Source organism: Opitutus sp., from assembly GCA_024998815.1.
GTDB lineage: Bacteria > Verrucomicrobiota > Verrucomicrobiia > Opitutales > Opitutaceae > Rariglobus.
In genome coordinates this window covers 1,360,468-1,376,485 of record JACEUQ010000001.1, presented here as the reverse complement: position 1 = coordinate 1,376,485, position 16,018 = coordinate 1,360,468, and the positions used below count along the sequence as shown (strand labels likewise).

At 59.8% G+C, this 16,018-nt stretch carries 12 protein-coding genes; 6 read left to right on the top strand and 6 right to left on the bottom strand.

The annotated features are described in order from the left end of the window. The first annotated feature begins 199 nt into the window (after positions 1-199). Both H2170_05995 and H2170_05990 read left to right on the top strand, forming a co-directional pair. The gene (locus tag H2170_05995) at positions 200-655 is read left to right on the top strand and encodes a hypothetical protein (protein ID MCS6299639.1); all 456 of its coding nucleotides are present in this window, start codon (positions 200-202) and stop codon (positions 653-655) included. A gap of 12 nt (positions 656-667) precedes the next feature. Next, a complete protein-coding gene (locus tag H2170_05990) occupies positions 668-2,281 on the top strand; it encodes a hypothetical protein (protein MCS6299638.1) in 1,614 nt (537 codons plus the stop codon). A gap of 414 nt (positions 2,282-2,695) precedes the next feature. Here the strand turns inward: H2170_05990 and H2170_05985 are convergent, their stop codons facing one another. The 4 genes from H2170_05985 to H2170_05970 all read right to left on the bottom strand — a co-directional run bounded on the left by H2170_05985 (position 2,696) and on the right by H2170_05970 (position 8,489). After that, positions 2,696-3,463, bottom strand: a complete 768-nt coding sequence (locus H2170_05985; protein MCS6299637.1) for an ATP-binding protein — start codon at positions 3,461-3,463, stop codon at positions 2,696-2,698. Further along, positions 3,460-4,926, bottom strand: a complete 1,467-nt coding sequence (locus tag H2170_05980) for an IS21 family transposase (protein MCS6299636.1) — start codon at positions 4,924-4,926, stop codon at positions 3,460-3,462. The genes H2170_05985 and H2170_05980 overlap by 4 nt, the downstream gene beginning before the upstream one ends. Beyond that, positions 4,923-5,282, bottom strand: coding sequence for a hypothetical protein (locus H2170_05975; protein ID MCS6299635.1), 360 nt, complete (start codon positions 5,280-5,282; stop codon positions 4,923-4,925). Before H2170_05975 ends, H2170_05980 begins: the two co-directional genes overlap by 4 nt. Positions 5,283-7,478: 2,196 nt before the next feature. After that, a complete protein-coding gene (locus tag H2170_05970; protein MCS6299634.1) occupies positions 7,479-8,489 on the bottom strand; it encodes a hypothetical protein in 1,011 nt (336 codons plus the stop codon). Positions 8,490-9,209: 720 nt separating this feature from the next. Here H2170_05970 and H2170_05965 point away from each other — a divergent pair. Genes H2170_05965 through H2170_05955 form a run of 3 tightly spaced genes read left to right on the top strand, consistent with a single transcriptional unit; the run spans position 9,210 to position 11,796 of the window. Then, on the top strand, positions 9,210-9,569 hold the full coding sequence (locus H2170_05965) for a hypothetical protein (protein MCS6299633.1): 360 nt from the start codon (positions 9,210-9,212) through the stop codon (positions 9,567-9,569). After that, the gene (locus tag H2170_05960; GenBank protein MCS6299632.1) at positions 9,566-11,032 is read left to right on the top strand and encodes an IS21 family transposase; all 1,467 of its coding nucleotides are present in this window, start codon (positions 9,566-9,568) and stop codon (positions 11,030-11,032) included. Before H2170_05965 ends, H2170_05960 begins: the two co-directional genes overlap by 4 nt. Next, a complete protein-coding gene (locus tag H2170_05955; GenBank protein ID MCS6299631.1) occupies positions 11,029-11,796 on the top strand; it encodes an ATP-binding protein in 768 nt (255 codons plus the stop codon). The genes H2170_05960 and H2170_05955 overlap by 4 nt, the downstream gene beginning before the upstream one ends. Before the next feature lie 96 nt (positions 11,797-11,892). On the opposite strand, the gene H2170_05950 is transcribed toward H2170_05955, so the two are convergent. After that, positions 11,893-12,657 (bottom strand): hypothetical protein, encoded by a 765-nt coding sequence (locus H2170_05950; protein MCS6299630.1) that lies wholly within the window; start codon positions 12,655-12,657, stop codon positions 11,893-11,895. A 95-nt stretch (positions 12,658-12,752) separates the two neighbouring features. Here H2170_05950 and H2170_05945 point away from each other — a divergent pair, with 95 nt between their 5' ends. Next, positions 12,753-14,066, top strand: coding sequence for a transposase (locus tag H2170_05945; protein MCS6299629.1), 1,314 nt, complete (start codon positions 12,753-12,755; stop codon positions 14,064-14,066). Between the two features lie 355 nt (positions 14,067-14,421). Here H2170_05945 and H2170_05940 read toward each other — a convergent pair whose 3' ends face one another. Beyond that, positions 14,422-16,005, bottom strand: a complete 1,584-nt coding sequence (locus H2170_05940) for a transposase (protein ID MCS6299628.1) — start codon at positions 16,003-16,005, stop codon at positions 14,422-14,424. Positions 16,006-16,018: the final 13 nt, after the last annotated feature.

The window sequence follows — 16,018 nt, the reverse complement described above, 5'->3', positions numbered from 1 at the left end:
AGCAAAAAAGCGGGTGCGCCCCTTGGCGCCCTGTTTCGGGCTGACGGAACCGGCCTCGCGCACACCGGTCTGACGGGGCGGGTAACTGTTTTTTGGTCATTCGCCGCCAATGCGCTTGAGGTCGCCCTCTTTCTGGCATCATCACACGGGGCGAACCGTTCACCTGCAGACCTGAATTTAACCTGAAAATCCAACCATCATGTCACGCCATGACGCCATGCGGGATCCGTTTTACGCCCCCATCCTCTATTCCATCGAAAGAAAACTATTCGAAGCTGACCGTCTGGCGGCTTCACGCGGGATCGTTCTGACCGACTCGGCGATTCGCTCCCTGCTGGTGCGGGCCATCAACGAGGCCCAGGGCAAGCCCGCCAAGACCGCGCCGGGTTCATCGCCCAAGGATCAATTTCTCCACGAGGCGTTCGGGCAACTGGCTTTGGTGCGCGCCGCCATCGAGGTCGCGGATGAAGACACCGAACTCACGTCGGAAGGCGTGCCGGCGGCCCCCCAGTCCCTTCCGGCCGCAGAATGGATTGTCGCATTGGAAACCGTCAAAAGCTCCTGCGCGCTCCGCACCACTTCAGCGCCCGGTTCGCGCGGCTATCTGGATTTTCTTCCCTCCTTTTTTCACGCTTCTGCCTCCCAGTCTGATTAAAAGCCGCAACCCATGAGTGTCGCCAGCCAGCTCAAGTCCCTTCTCGCCCACTATCGCCCGGACTCCGCCCATTCTGCCGAACTCACCCGGCTGGCTAAACTTGCCAGCCCTTGGCTTGACCAGCTCGCCCAAACCCTAGGCGAAATCGACTCGGATGTCTTCGACCTGAATGAAATCCAGTTAAGCGAGCTCGCGCTGGCCATGACAGAAATGGCCGACGACTTGCACGCCGACTCCGGCCTGTGGTGGTCCTTGGAATCCTGCAACACCACGCTTTTCGGCACCCCGTTGCCCGGGCTTTTCCGTCCAGCTGATTCGTCCTTGATCCGGTTTGATGCCCGCCGCTTCCAGTTCTTCCTTGAAGGCGTCTGGCGTCACTTTCAGCCCGACGCGATCGTCTCTCCCCGCCATCTCGGCTTTCTGCGGATCTCGCAGGCGGCTGAGACGTTTTTCACCTCACGGCTCAGTGATCGGGTGGGCTCCAGCTCGGTCGCCAGCTTGCTCGATTCCAGCCATGAACGGGGCTGGGAGTTGAAGCAAAAACTCGTCTGGCTGGGTACGCGCTCGTTTCTCCTGCGTTTCGACTATGAGGCTTATGTCCATCGTGAAACGGGGAAGCGCAACGACTCACCGGACATTGCCATCACCGATGATTTTCTTGCGCAGGAGTGCACCGGCTGGTCCGGACTCGGCGCGTTGGAGTTGCTGGCGGAGCGGCTCGCATTTCAGGGGGCGGAGCGCGCCGACCTATTAAGCTGGCAGGCCCGGCATGCGGCCTTTTACCGCGTCGACGCCGTGGCCGTGAAAGGCGGGGTGCTTATGACCATGGACCTGCTCAATCTTATCGGAGAGCGGCCCTACCATGTGCGAATTGAAGTGCCTCGGGCGAACGCCCCGTTTCAGGTCGGGGAGATGGTTTTTGGGAGTCTGGTGCCTTGGCGCGGCGAGTGGTATTGGTCCGGAACACAAAAGCGCTGGCCCCAGGTGCCGGCCGATTTCGCCCCGATCCGGAGTGGTTTTTTCCAAACCAACGCGCAGATCGCCTACCGTTACTGCCCGGAGCGGGCGGCCAAAGCGCGGCAGTTTGGGGGCGAGCAACACGCCGACTTTGTGCGCTTTCACGGCACCGACCTGGTCGTTTTCCCCGACGGTCTGGCGGTGGCTGCGGCCGAACAGCGCCGGATGCGCCAGTACAACAAAACCCGTGCCGCCGCCCTCGGGCTGAAGCGAGGCGAGACCGCCGCGAGCCCCCGTTGCGATGAAAACGGTCCGCGCATGCCCATCCCGAAGGAGGTACTCGACTGCCGTCAGGGGATTGCCGTGTTTTCCCAACCTGAGGAAGGCGTTGAAATCATGCGTGAGTTTGACGTGCTCCGCGCCGCCCTGCGCTCGGAGAAAACGCCCCTGACCGAGGAGCAAGCGGAGGTGCTCCAAGGTTTTATCGAGAGCGGTTCCATCAGTCCCGCCTTTGTGCGCCGCGTTATTGGGGCGAACGGTGACAGCGGGCTCACGTCGCTGTTTTATGTGCCTGCGGGCGATGGCATCGCCCTCGACCACTTGTTGCGTCGCCACAAGGGGGCTTATTACCGCCCGCGCCAACCCCATATCGCGTTGGTGGATGAGTAGATGCGTACCGTTGGGCAAACTCCCTGATCTCACGTTCAAGGCCACGAGGCGTGTATTCATGACGCGCGTGGTCTTGAGCGTGAGCGCAAGGATGCCGTAACACTCAAATCGAACGCTTCTAATGTTAGCATTCCTGCAGCCCACCGCACGACTTGTAATCGGGATGAATTTTTAGGCGGTGAGTCGACGTGCCTATCCTACCGATTGAACGGTTGCGGTTCCTCCGCAATTATTGTTACAATCGAATTTTTTACCGCTGCCGCACACGCCGTCGCACCCTTTTGTTAGTCCGCCTGCGCAATCGCTGCCGCAGTGTGAGCGGCGGCGCGAACACCGTCTATTTCTGGCGGTTACAAAATCACCTGTCGTAAAAGCCGATGACCGGCCCCGCCAGGGGCCGATCATCAGGCCCGGTCAGCTTGCAGGTTCGTCGGCCAGGCGGTCTTTCATGCGGTAGGATTTGCCCTCGATGACGACGGTCTGGGCCCGGTGCAGCAGGCGGTCCAGGATCGCCGCGGTGATGCCAGCGTCGTTGTTAAAGATCCCTGCCCAGTGTTTGTAGGCCTTGTTGGTGGTGACGATCAGCGAGCCGCGTTCGTAGCGTTGGCTGACGATCTGGAAGAGCAGGTCGGCCCCCGACTTGTCGAGCGGCAGGTAGCCGACCTCATCGAGCACGAGCACCGCAGGGGTCATGTAACGCTTCAACTCGGCTTGCAACCGGTGCAGGGACTGGGCGGTGACCAGGGCGTTGATCGCGTCCACCGCCGTCGTAAACAGCACCGTGTAACCCGCCTGGCAGGCCGCGTAGCCCAACGCGCTCGCGAGGTGTGTTTTACCGAGCCCCACACCACCGCAAAACACCACGTTGGTGCGCTCCTTCACAAAGCCCAGTTCGAAGAGGTGGCGTACCTGCGCTTCGTTCAACTCCTTGGGCCAGTCCCACTGGAACTGGTCGACGGTTTTCTTGACCGGGAAGCGCGCTGCCTGGATGCGCCGCTCCAGCGCCCGGATCTGGCGATCCTGGGTCTCGGCCTGCACCAGTCGGCGTAAAAATTCGGCGTGCGAACAGCGCGCCTTGGCCGCCTCGGCGGTCAGTTCGCCGTGGTGACGCAACAGGTAACCGAGTTTCAGATACTTGAGCTGGTCTTTTAATAAATCGGGTTTTTCGGGTTCTGTTTTCATTGGGTATAGGGGCTTAAATCCGGGGGCCGTAGTTCGAGTTCCAGTGCGGCCAACGCGTCGGCGCGGGTGAGGTGGATCGGCCCGGCTTGCGGCAAGGCCCGCGCGCGTTGTTCGAGCAAGTTGAGGATGTAATCGCTGGAGTAGGCGCCGAGTTCATGGGCGCTTTCGATCGCCCGGCCGACTGCATCCGTTCCATACAGGGCCACCAAACCCACGATAGTCGCCAGGTGGTGTCCCGCGTTGAGCCGGCGCTCCTCCAGCCCCCGTTGGTAGGCGGGTGCCGCCGGGCTCAGTTCCAAAAACCGTAGCCGCAGGCGCTGCCGCGCCCCCTGCCGTTTGCGCTCCTCGAGTTCGCGCACATGCTCGGGGTTTTCCACATCGGCGCGGCGGGCAAAACTGCGGGCATGCTCGGCCACCAGGGTGCGGTCCGCATAAAACCTCACCTGCGCCCCCTCGATCTGCGCGGTGAGTAGCGCCCCGGCAAACTTCGTGGGCACCGAGTAGCGGTTCGTTTCGATACTCACCCGGCACCGCCGCGACGCCCGCACGCTTAAGGTGCGCACCGCCGGACTGGCCACCGGGTTAAGCGGCAGGAGCGCAGCGCGCTCCTCGGGCAGCCGGTCCACCGGCCGGCCCTGGGTTTCAGCGTGAACGCGCACGTTGGCCACCGTTTCCAGCCACAAGCTGGCGGCCGGCCCCAGCTCGGTAAACCCGTTCATCTGCCGCCCGCCAAGGAAGCTTTTTTTCACGTAACCCACCGCGTTTTCCACCATGCCCTTGGACTGCGGATGCCCCGGCCCGCACGCTTTTATCGTAAACCCGTAGTGCCGGGCAAAGTCCAGGTACTGGGCGTTGTACACCGGGTCGGTCCCGGGCACATGCGAGAGGACGGCCGTCTTGCAGTTGTCCACCATCACCTCGCGCGGCACCCCGCCGAGTTTTTCAAAGGCGCGCCGGTGACAGCCCAGCCACCACTCCTGGCCCTGCCCGAGGGTAAATTCCACATGCAGGAACCGGCTGTACCCCAAAACCATGACGAAAAAACTTAAAGCCCGCCGGGTGCCGTCCACCTCCACCGCGCCAAAACTGCCCCAGTCCACCTGCGCGGTCTGGCCGGGGGCAAACTTGAGGGTAAGAAACGCCTCCAGGTTCCTCGGCCGCACCCGCCGCACGTAGTCTTTCAAAATTGAATACCCGCCCGTGTACCCCCGCTCGCGCACCTTTTGCCAGAGCTGCATGGCGGTGAACGGATGGGCCTCCAGCCAGCGCGCGATCGCCGGCTTGTGCACGTCGAGCTTGCTTGGCCTAGGCACCTGCGCGGCCTGGCTGCGCACGTACTTTTCCTGCGCCTGCCAGCGCCTCACCGTCTGCACGTGCAACTGGAGCGAGCGGGCGATTTGCGGCGCACTGTGACCGGCCGCCTCCGCCTGTTTTATCCGGCAATACAGTTCGTAATCGATCACGCGCCCACCTCCCGGCTCGGCGGCGGCGTTGCCGCCAGCGTGTGCGTTGGCCTGCCCCGGTCCAAGGAGAGCACCTGGTAAAGTGGCGCGGCGTAGGCGATCACCCCGGCCTCGATTAACTGCCGGCGCGCCTCGACCAGGCCGTCCTCGCTGAGCGTGAGCAGCCGGGCCAGGGTGCGCGTGGCGTAGTAACTCAGCCCGTCGGCGTCGCCCACGGTGACCAGGACCAGATAGAGGCCCCAGGCGGGGGCACTGGCCCGCCCCAGGTAATTGCCCCGCACCAGCCGGTGGTCCAGCCAGCTAAACTGGGCCGGCGTGCGCCGGAGTTGTTCGCGATCGATCGGTTGTTTTTGCATAATCGGGCGGCTGGACGTCGATGCCCAGGATCACCCGCCCCCGGGATTGCAGGTGTCGCAGCATGGGTTCGAGGTCCTCTTGTAACGTCACTCCGGCGAACTGCGCGATAAGCCCCACGAGCACAGGGTTTTGCGACTCCCATCTGTCTTGTAACGGCACGCAGGGATTCGGTAACGCCACCTCGGCGACCGGCTCGGCTTTAGGCTGGTGCACAACGGATTGCGTAGTTGGGATGTCTTGTAACGCCACCCGCCGTCGCGGCCCCCTCCGCCTTGAGTACCCCGGATTGGCCTTCCGCCACTCCTGCACCCGTTGGACATTTTCTGGGCCTTTCCAGTGGTCGAGGTTCTCCGGCTTCGCCAACCATTTGGCCTGACTGGCCGCCCGGCTCGCCCGTCGGCATCCCGGCTTCCCGCAGTAGCGCTGACGCTCGCGGTTATGCGCGTCGGGCAGAAAGAAATCGGCACAGTGCAAACACTTGCGTGAACCGGTTGGATGCATCGCTGTGCATCCGCCAAGCGTCCCGCCGGTTCAATCTCCACCCATTCGCACCCCTCATATCCCCAGCCGGACAGGGAAGAAAACCCACCCACGGAAGAAGAGTATTACTCTTTTTAAGGGGAAGAAGATCCACCGAAGAAGAAGTGCATTCCTAACCGCCAGAAATAGACGCTTTCCCGCTCGCCGCTCACACCGCAGTTTATATCTGTGGCGCATTGCGGTGAGGCCGTGCCTGATTGACAAACTGTGGTTGTTCCCGTGCAGGTAGTTCCTTGGCAACTTGACACGAGTTGGGCTGTTGCTGGTCCACCGCAGACATTGTTACAATCCAGTTTTGCGGTGCCTCCGCAGCTATGATTGCAGTCGTATATTTTTCCGCTGTTACAGATATTGTCGCAACCTTTTGTGGCTTCGGTTCCCGTAGGCATACAAACGCCGTCACAGCCTTTTACTTGGCCGGATGGACAGCCTCCGCAGTCGGTGTTGGAGTTACATTGCGGTGTTGCTGTGCCTGCTTTGCAAACGGTGGCTGAGGCTGCTGTGCAGGTTGTTCCAACGCAACCAGCCACTATTTGATTGGTGGCTTGGGTGCCGGTTGGGGCGCAAACCCCGTCACAACCTTTGGTTTGTCCGCTTGGGCACTCACATTGTTGATTTGTTGAGCAAGTATCTGCGGGTTTAGAGTTAGCGCACGTGCTTGTGCTTGTGCAGCTTGTTCCGCTACAAGCGTTGTGGCTGTAGTATTGGGCTGAACCGCCGCATACTCCGGCACAATCGTTGACTTTTGTGCTGCCGCATTGGTTATCACATCCGCTTGGGCCTGGATTACCGCAACCGCATCCGTGATCGGTTTGCCCTAATGGGCAACCTCCGCCTCCGTCTGGGTTTGGGTTGTTATACGGGCATACCGGATGTCCTGCCCCATGATTACAGTAAGCTCCGCCGGATGATGGGCATAGTTGGCCTCCATCATCTGGTCCGCATTGACTGCAGTTGGCGATGCCACTTGTGTCCCAATAACCGCCGTTTAGCTTTTCACACTGGCATTGTGGTGTTGGTTGGGTGCATTGCTGTGGTGAGCAATCTGGGGCCTCGGATTTGGTGCCGCCGCAAAGATTGCCTTCTATGCACGGGCTTGAAGCATTACATGTAGTTTCAGCTGAATAAGAAGGGCTTTCTCCCTCAGCAAATCCGGCTGCGGTTAAAAGTAAGAATAAAAATATGTTTTTCATTTTGGCTTTAATTTTTTGTGCAGGCTTGAGTTACCAAGCCTGCACAAAAAATATTTAGGGTTTACAGTTTTACTCGGTAGAGACGGATAGCCGTAATTTCTATAAATTTCAACGGTGTCCAAGTTTTGAAGTATTTTCTGTGCAGGGGGGCGTCACACAGCGCTCGGAAGCGCCCCTTTGGGGCCGTCGCGAACCAGCACGGACTGGGGGTCGAGCCATGCCAATTACGTGTGTTGCGGCGGGTGTTAATTGGCCTTAAAATAGAGCCTGTCCCAAATTTCCGGATTTTTAAAAAGTGCGCAGAGGTCCATTGGGATTGCGGGCGAACGAGGTGGCACGAATCACCCCAGCGACGTTAAACGGCGGCCCGAATCGATTTTTCCCGCCCCCAAGCGCGGTAGTAAGGTACGGCAAAGCCGGGGCGAGCCCCAGGGTTATTCACATTTTTGCCGGAAAATTGAATTAAGCGGCCAGCGGAAGTGTTATTTCCTCGGCAAGGATTCGTGACACCAGCCAGAGGTTGTGACCGAGTACACTCCAACCCACCGAACGGTAGCGGTTGGCAAACCCTTTACAGCGCAAGCGTCCGCCGAGGCGTTGTTTGAGGATCGCAATGCGCGCTTCGGTCGCCGAACGGCGCCGCTGCAATTGGGCGAAGCGTTTTTCGCTCAAACGCTCCTTGAGCGCGTGCGGATCACGCGGGCATACCGCATCGTAAACGTCTTGTTGCTTGAGCATTGCGGAAGTTTTTTTGGTGGCGAAGCCGCGGTCGGTGCCGACCGCGCTAATCGGCGCACTCAGGTCAAAGCGGTTCTGCCGCGCCAGGCTTTCCTCGAGTTGGCACCATTCTGCCGGAGCCGCGCCCTGGTAGAGTTGCCAGTCGGTGATTAAACCGGAGAGCGCCTCGCTCAACAGCAACGAGTTGCCAAACTCGACTTGGCTCCCTGCTTTGCCGCGAACCAGTACGTTCACATCAAGTTCATGCACGCTGAGGATCTTTTGGTCGTTGGGCACCGGGCGTCCGCCGATGATGCGCTCGTGGGCCTGCTTGATGACGGCGGGCAGTTGGCCGAGCATAGCGTCGATGCGGGTGGTTATCCGCTTGGTTTGGCGTTGGCTGTAATGGGTTTGGCTATACTTCTGCGCCAACAGGTCGCGGTGGCGGCGGGCATGTTCTCCGATCGTGCGTAACAGCGTCTTCATCTTGCGCAGGATCTGTTTACGCGCGCGCTTGGCGTCGTTGCGGCGGCCTGCGTGGGTCATTGACATGCACAACTTGTTCATCTGCTTGGCAAAGCACTCCGGCTCTTCAGGCATACGGTGGAGCAGTCCAGCGCGGCGGATTAAAATCATGGCCTTGAGCAAAGTCTTGGACACATCACGCAACAGCACCCAGTCCACCGGGAAGTGGATGTTGGTCTCCAAGCACGTGCCGTCGATGAGGCAAACATCCATGTCCAGCGGCGCGCTCAACCCGAGTTCAGTGGCGCGATCCTTCTTGTGAGCGGCGAGCGGGAAAGCGTCTATTTCTGGCGGTTAGGAATGCACTTCTTCTTCGGTGGATCTTCTTCCCCTTAAAAAGAGTAATACTCTTCTTCCGTGGGTGGGTTTTCTTCCCTGTCCGGCTGGGGATATGAGGGGTGCGAATGGGTGGAGATTGAACCGGCGGGACGCTTGGCGGATGCACAGCGATGCATCCAACCGGTTCACGCAAGTGTTTGCACTGTGTCGATTTCTTTCTGCCCGACGCGCATAACCGCGAGCGTCAGCGCTACTGCGGGAAGCCGGGATGCCGACGGGCGAGCCGGGCGGCCAGTCAGGCCAAATGGTTGGCGAAGCCGGAGAACCTCGACCACTGGAAAGGCCCAGAAAATGTCCAACGGGTGCAGGAGTGGCGGAAGGCCAATCCGGGGTACTCAAGGCGGAGGGGGCCGCGACGGCGGGTGGCGTTACAAGACATCCCAACTACGCAATCCGTTGTGCACCAGCCTAAAGCCGAGCCGGTCGCCGAGGTGGCGTTACCGAATCCCTGCGTGCCGTTACAAGACAGATGGGAGTCGCAAAACCCTGTGCTCGTGGGGCTTATCGCGCAGTTCGCCGGAGTGACGTTACAAGAGGACCTCGAACCCATGCTGCGACACCTGCAATCCCGGGGGCGGGTGATCCTGGGCATCGACGTCCAGCCGCCCGATTATGCAAAAACAACCGATCGATCGCGAACAACTCCGGCGCACGCCGGCCCAGTTTAGCTGGCTGGACCACCGGCTGGTGCGGGGCAATTACCTGGGGCGGGCCAGTGCCCCCGCCTGGGGCCTCTATCTGGTCCTGGTCACCGTGGGCGACGCCGACGGGCTGAGTTACTACGCCACGCGCACCCTGGCCCGGCTGCTCACGCTCAGCGAGGACGGCCTGGTCGAGGCGCGCCGGCAGTTAATCGAGGCCGGGGTGATCGCCTACGCCGCGCCACTTTACCAGGTGCTCTCCTTGGACCGGGGCAGGCCAACGCACACGCTGGCGGCAACGCCGCCGCCGAGCCGGGAGGTGGGCGCGTGATCGATTACGAACTGTATTGCCGGATAAAACAGGCGGAGGCGGCCGGTCACAGTGCGCCGCAAATCGCCCGCTCGCTCCAGTTGCACGTGCAGACGGTGAGGCGCTGGCAGGCGCAGGAAAAGTACGTGCGCAGCCAGGCCGCGCAGGTGCCTAGGCCAAGCAAGCTCGACGTGCACAAGCCGGCGATCGCGCGCTGGCTGGAGGCCCATCCGTTCACCGCCATGCAGCTCTGGCAAAAGGTGCGCGAGCGGGGGTACACGGGCGGGTATTCAATTTTGAAAGACTACGTGCGGCGGGTGCGGCCGAGGAACCTGGAGGCGTTTCTTACCCTCAAGTTTGCCCCCGGCCAGACCGCGCAGGTGGACTGGGGCAGTTTTGGCGCGGTGGAGGTGGACGGCACCCGGCGGGCTTTAAGTTTTTTCGTCATGGTTTTGGGGTACAGCCGGTTCCTGCATGTGGAATTTACCCTCGGGCAGGGCCAGGAGTGGTGGCTGGGCTGTCACCGGCGCGCCTTTGAAAAACTCGGCGGGGTGCCGCGCGAGGTGATGGTGGACAACTGCAAGACGGCCGTCCTCTCGCATGTGCCCGGGACCGACCCGGTGTACAACGCCCAGTACCTGGACTTTGCCCGGCACTACGGGTTTACGATAAAAGCGTGCGGGCCGGGGCATCCGCAGTCCAAGGGCATGGTGGAAAACGCGGTGGGTTACGTGAAAAAAAGCTTCCTTGGCGGGCGGCAGATGAACGGGTTTACCGAGCTGGGGCCGGCCGCCAGCTTGTGGCTGGAAACGGTGGCCAACGTGCGCGTTCACGCTGAAACCCAGGGCCGGCCGGTGGACCGGCTGCCCGAGGAGCGCGCTGCGCTCCTGCCGCTTAACCCGGTGGCCAGTCCGGCGGTGCGCACCTTAAGCGTGCGGGCGTCGCGGCGGTGCCGGGTGAGTATCGAAACGAACCGCTACTCGGTGCCCACGAAGTTTGCCGGGGCGCTACTCACCGCGCAGATCGAGGGGGCGCAGGTGAGGTTTTATGCGGACCGCACCCTGGTGGCCGAGCATGCCCGCAGTTTTGCCCGCCGCGCCGATGTGGAAAACCCCGAGCATGTGCGCGAACTCGAGGAGCGCAAACGGCAGGGGGCGCGGCAGCGCCTGCGGCTACGGTTTTTGGAACTGAGCCCGGCGGCACCCGCCTACCAACGGGGGCTGGAGGAGCGCCGGCTCAACGCGGGACACCACCTGGCGACTATCGTGGGTTTGGTGGCCCTGTATGGAACGGAGGCAGTCGGCCGGGCGATCGAAAGCGCCCATGAACTCGGCGCCTACTCCAGCGATTACATCCTCAACTTGCTCGAACAACGCGCGCGGGCCTTGCCGCAAGCCGGGCCGATCCACCTCACCCGCGCCGACGCGTTGGCCGCACTGGAACTCGAACTGCGTCCCCCGGATTTAAGCCCCTATACCCAATGAAAACAGAACCCGAAAAAACCGATTTATTAAAAGATCAACTCAAGTACCTGAAACTCGGTTACCTGCTGCGCCACCACGGCGAACTCACGGCCGAGGCGGCCAAGGCGCGCTGTTCGCACGCCGAATTTTTACGCCGACTGGTGCAGGCCGAGACCCAGGACCGCCAGATCCGGGCGCTGGAGCGGCGCATCCAGGCAGCGCGCTTCCCGGTCAAGAAAACCGTCGACCAGTTCCAGTGGGACTGGCCCAAGGAGTTGAACGAAGCGCAGGTGCGGCACCTCTTCGAACTGGGCTTTGTCAAGGAGCGCACCAACGCGGTGTTTTGCGGTGGTGTGGGGCTTGGGAAGACACATCTCGCGAGCGCGTTGGGCTACGCGGCGTGCCAGGCGGGCTACACGGTGCTGTTTACGACGGCGGTGGACGCGATCAACGCCCTGGTCACCGCCCAGTCCCTGCACCGGTTGCAAGCCGAGTTGAAGCGTTACATGACCCCTGCGGTGCTCGTGCTCGATGAGGTCGGCTACCTGCCGCTCGACAAGTCGGGGGCCGACCTGCTCTTCCAGATCGTCAGCCAACGCTACGAACGCGGCTCGCTGATCGTCACCACCAACAAGGCCTACAAACACTGGGCAGGGATCTTTAACAACGACGCTGGCATCACCGCGGCGATCCTGGACCGCCTACTGCACCGGGCCCAGACCGTCGTCATCGAGGGCAAATCCTACCGCATGAAAGACCGCCTGGCCGACGAACCTGCAAGCTGACCGGGCCTGATGATCGGCCCCTGGCGGGGCCGGTCATCGGCTTTTACGACAGGTGATTTTGTAACCGCCAGAAATAGACGGTGTTCGCGCCGCCGCTCACATCTTCATCTTGCGCAGGATCTGTTTACGCGCGCGCTTGGCGTCGTTGCGGCGGCCTGCGTGGGTCATTGACATGCACAACTTGTTCATCTGCTTGGCAAAGCACTCCGGCTCTTCAGGCATACGGTGGAGCAGTCCAGCGCGGCGGATTAAAATCATGGCCTTGAGCAAAGTCTTGGACACATCACGCAACAGCACCCAGTCCACCGGGAAGTGGATGTTGGTCTCCAAGCACGTGCCGTCGATGAGGCAAACATCCATGTCCAGCGGCGCGCTCAACCCGAGTTCAGTGGCGCGATCCTTCTCGCCGCACATCTCCACCAACACTTGCCCCATCCAGCGCACCTGTTCGGCGGTGAAAAACTTCGAGGCCCGCTCCAGCACACTTTTGGACGCCCCCTTGATTCCCTCAAGCGTGCGAACACCGCAAAAATCCGCCAGTAAATCACTTGAGGCAATGCTACGGGAAAGCTCGCGAAAGGATATGTTGCCCAAATGCACCCGCAACACTTCAAAGCGTAACGCTTTGAGCGCAAACTCCATACGCTGGCGTAGTTGTGCGACACTGGCTTGGCCTGCCCCCGCCTTGGCAAAGTCCATCGCCATCGTCTCCAAGTGGCTGCCACGCAACAACGCGTCGAGTCCTTCCAATTGCTGGCGAAACTCGGCGTAATCTTTATTGGCACCGACTGGCGTTAGCGCCGGACGCAACCAGCGTTGCAGGGCAATGGCCGAGGTGGCGGATACGGGTTTTGACTTCATGGCCGATTATAGCGGCTTTTTTTTGACCAAAACCAGGGAATTACCCCTCTTTAGGCATCATTAAACTTATGCTAATAGTTCACTGCTAGGTTTTTATGCTTTCGGAGCAGGCTCTAAAATACTTCAATATAAGGCTTTACGAGGCACATGTAAAAATTTTTTTGGGCCTCATGGCTACACTTCATCCCCTCGCTTTAAACGAAGTATTTTTCGGGCCGCTTACCGGACTCGCGTCCGCTTCTAGGTACGCGCGTCAATGCCCGGAATTGACTGACGATGCATTCCTTCGGCTTGGTATTGCCAGAGCTCTATCGGATCCTCGAAGCGGTCGCGGTTTTCTTCAACAAGTCGGTTCCTTGTTCGAGTCTTGTCCCGCTACGGGGCACTTCTTTGAAGTACTGAAAAGCGAACGCAGGTTGGCTTTATTAATGGATGTTTCGGTGCAGGCCACCGCCCTGCTCGAAAACTTTACCGAACTGCCCGCTGCCGTTGATAATTATGCCCTCTATGCCGGCGACGGTCATTGGCATGGGGCGGCTTCGCACGATCAGAAAATTGATGAACGCCGTTGGCCGGTAGGACATTTATATGCCCTTAATATTCGAACTCATGCCATGCAACATCTTGCACTCACTGAGGGCAAAAAAGAACACGATATGAGCGTGATCAAGCGACTCGGCTCTAATGCTTTGCGTATGGGGGAGCCGACCGGCAAGAAAGTTCTTTGGATCTGGGATCGCGCAGGCCTTGATTTTCCTCTCTGGCATAACTGGAAGCAAACTGCCGGCGTCTATTTTCTTTCACGCACCAAAGAAAATCTCCTGTTTGAGCCCTTCGCTTCGAAGTTGTTTGATCGTGCTGATCCCATTAATCATGGCGTCATAGCGGATGAAATAGTCATCGCCGCCCATCAGGTGCGTGTGCGCTTAATACGATACCGCGATCCAGTCAGTGGTGAGGTGTATGAGTTCATCACCAGCGTTTTTGACTTACCGCCAGGGCTTCTCGCCTGGCTTTATAAAAAACGCTGGGAGATTGAAAAGGTTTTCGATCAATTTAAAAACAAGCTGGAGGAATCCAAGGCGTGGGCGTCGAGCTCAACCGCCAAGCAAATACAGGCCCATTTTCTTTGCCTAACCCATAACCTACTGGTCCTGTTTGAGCAAAAATTAGAACGAGATTATCAAATCAAAAATGAGGCGGGCCTCCGTCGGCAACAAAAACGATTAGACGACCAAATCGCGACCGCCAAAAAAAATGACCGGCTTCTTTGCTCCTTACTCACAACCGTATTGCGACCGCTTCAGCGCAGTGTGAAACTTCTCCGCTGGTTGCGCTCACATTGGTTCTCTTCTTGCCCTATTTCAGCTCTGCTGCCGCAACTTAAACTGCTCTATGCCAACCCATAGATCTAAAACTTGGACACCGTTGATAAATTTACCATCCTTGGGTTTCAACAGATGGGTAATCACCATCTCGCATAGTGTTATCTTTTTGTCTACTTTAATGAAATCGTTGCTAGGTGGAGCCTCATCGAAAAGCCTTTCGCAACGGGCGTATTCCCGCCCCGGCCGGCCACTGGGGGCGCAAACAGCCCTGAACGAACTCGGTTTACGTGTTCACGAAGGGGCGGCGGCCTAAAAACAGCCCCGGCCCCATCACCAAGGTCGCTTTTCCAACGGCGAAGTCCACGGCGGTTCGCTCCGGGGCTTTTACACCGAACTAATTGAGCCGATTTGGGTTAGCCGCGACGACCGAAACTACTCAGGCCGCCAAGGGCAGCGGCTTTTCCTGAGACTTCCTCGCGCGCACCAAAATCATCCGGTCAAAGTTGTGCGCGAGGATCTTCAGGGTCAGTTCGCTGCGCACCGCCGCCAACCCGCGACGACCCGGCCGGCCGAACCCGTGGTTGAACTTGAGCGTAAACATCAGCGACTCGATCGCGCTGCGCTCGGCGCGAAGCGTGATATAATCCTGGTGGTTCCACAGTTCCTCGCCGAGCAAGGCGCGCCCCTTGGCGCCGGAGATGCTCACCTTGGCCACCTTCAGCTCGTATGCCTGCGCCAGCCCTTCGGCGCTGGAGTAGCCGTCGTCGACGTTCGCGCTCGCCGGCACCAGGCCCGTGTTGGCGATATTCTGGATCAGCAGGGGCACCAGTTGCTTGCAATCAGCCACGTTGCCCGCGTCGAGAATCAGCGCGGTGACAAAACCGCCGCGGCTGCGGGCCAATTGCGGCTTGTAGCCAATCACCGGTTCCCGCCCGCCTTTTTCAATAAAAGCAGCACTGCGATCGGCCAGGCTGAGGACCCTTTCCCTCGACTTGGTCTTCACCCCATCATGCACCCGCGCAATGCTTTGCTGGATCGTCGTAATCACCGCGACCACGTCCCCGTGGATGCAGTCCAGTAGGTCTTCCGCGATCCGGCGCTTGGAGGGCCGCAGCTTGGACAGTTTAACATTTGCTTCGGCCTCTGCGGCTTCTACTTGGGTGAGCAACTTGCCGCCCAACTTGCAGGCGATTTGGTAAAACTGGTCGTAGAGCAGCCGGAGTTTTTGGGCTCGGCGGGGACCACCACCCAGCAGGGCGATGGCGCGGGCGCTCTTTCGCAACTCCTCCAGCCAGTGGTCTTTGAAGCCATCCTGCAGCGAGTTAAGCCCGACCTGGTCGAGCTTGCCGCCCATGCGGTAGGCTCGCTCAAAGAGGCGGTAAATGATACCGGAGTCTGTTGGCCAGCAACTGGATGCCTTGATCGCCGTGCTGTCCAGGGTGATATCGGTAAACGAATCGAGCCCTTCGGCCAAAATATCGGCCAATTGGGCCCGGTGGATCAGGGCGAGAGTACTCTCACTCAGGCGATTTATCAGGGGGCCAACGGTATTAGGTGCAGGCAGCGTGTACCCCAAATCATCGAGCAAGGTGCGCAACGATGCCGATTCAAGCAGCACCATCCGGGGGCAGGCACTGTATTGCGACCCCAAGTAACCGGTGGCCATGGCCGTGATAAAAACCACAACAGCGGGGGTGCGCGGACGCCCTGCGGCGAGGAACTCGGCTTGCGTTTTTTCCGCCGTGCCTGACGCCGGCACGGCGAACAACGCCTCGGTCTGCGCCAGTTCGAACTCCCGGTCCTTCCGCCGTTCGCGCTTTTCCGCCATGGCGTGGGCGTCGAGATCGGCGGTCATGGCCACTTCGATTTCGGGGTGGGACCGCCAAAAGCGCTGTAATTGCAGTAAGAAATCACCAAAATCACTGCGCGCCGGGGTTGAAAAGAAGTCGCCGGAGGAATAAACGATCGATTCGTTACTTGATAATTTAACGCTGCTACTTATTTTGTTTCCTGTTTTCATGCAGTACAATACG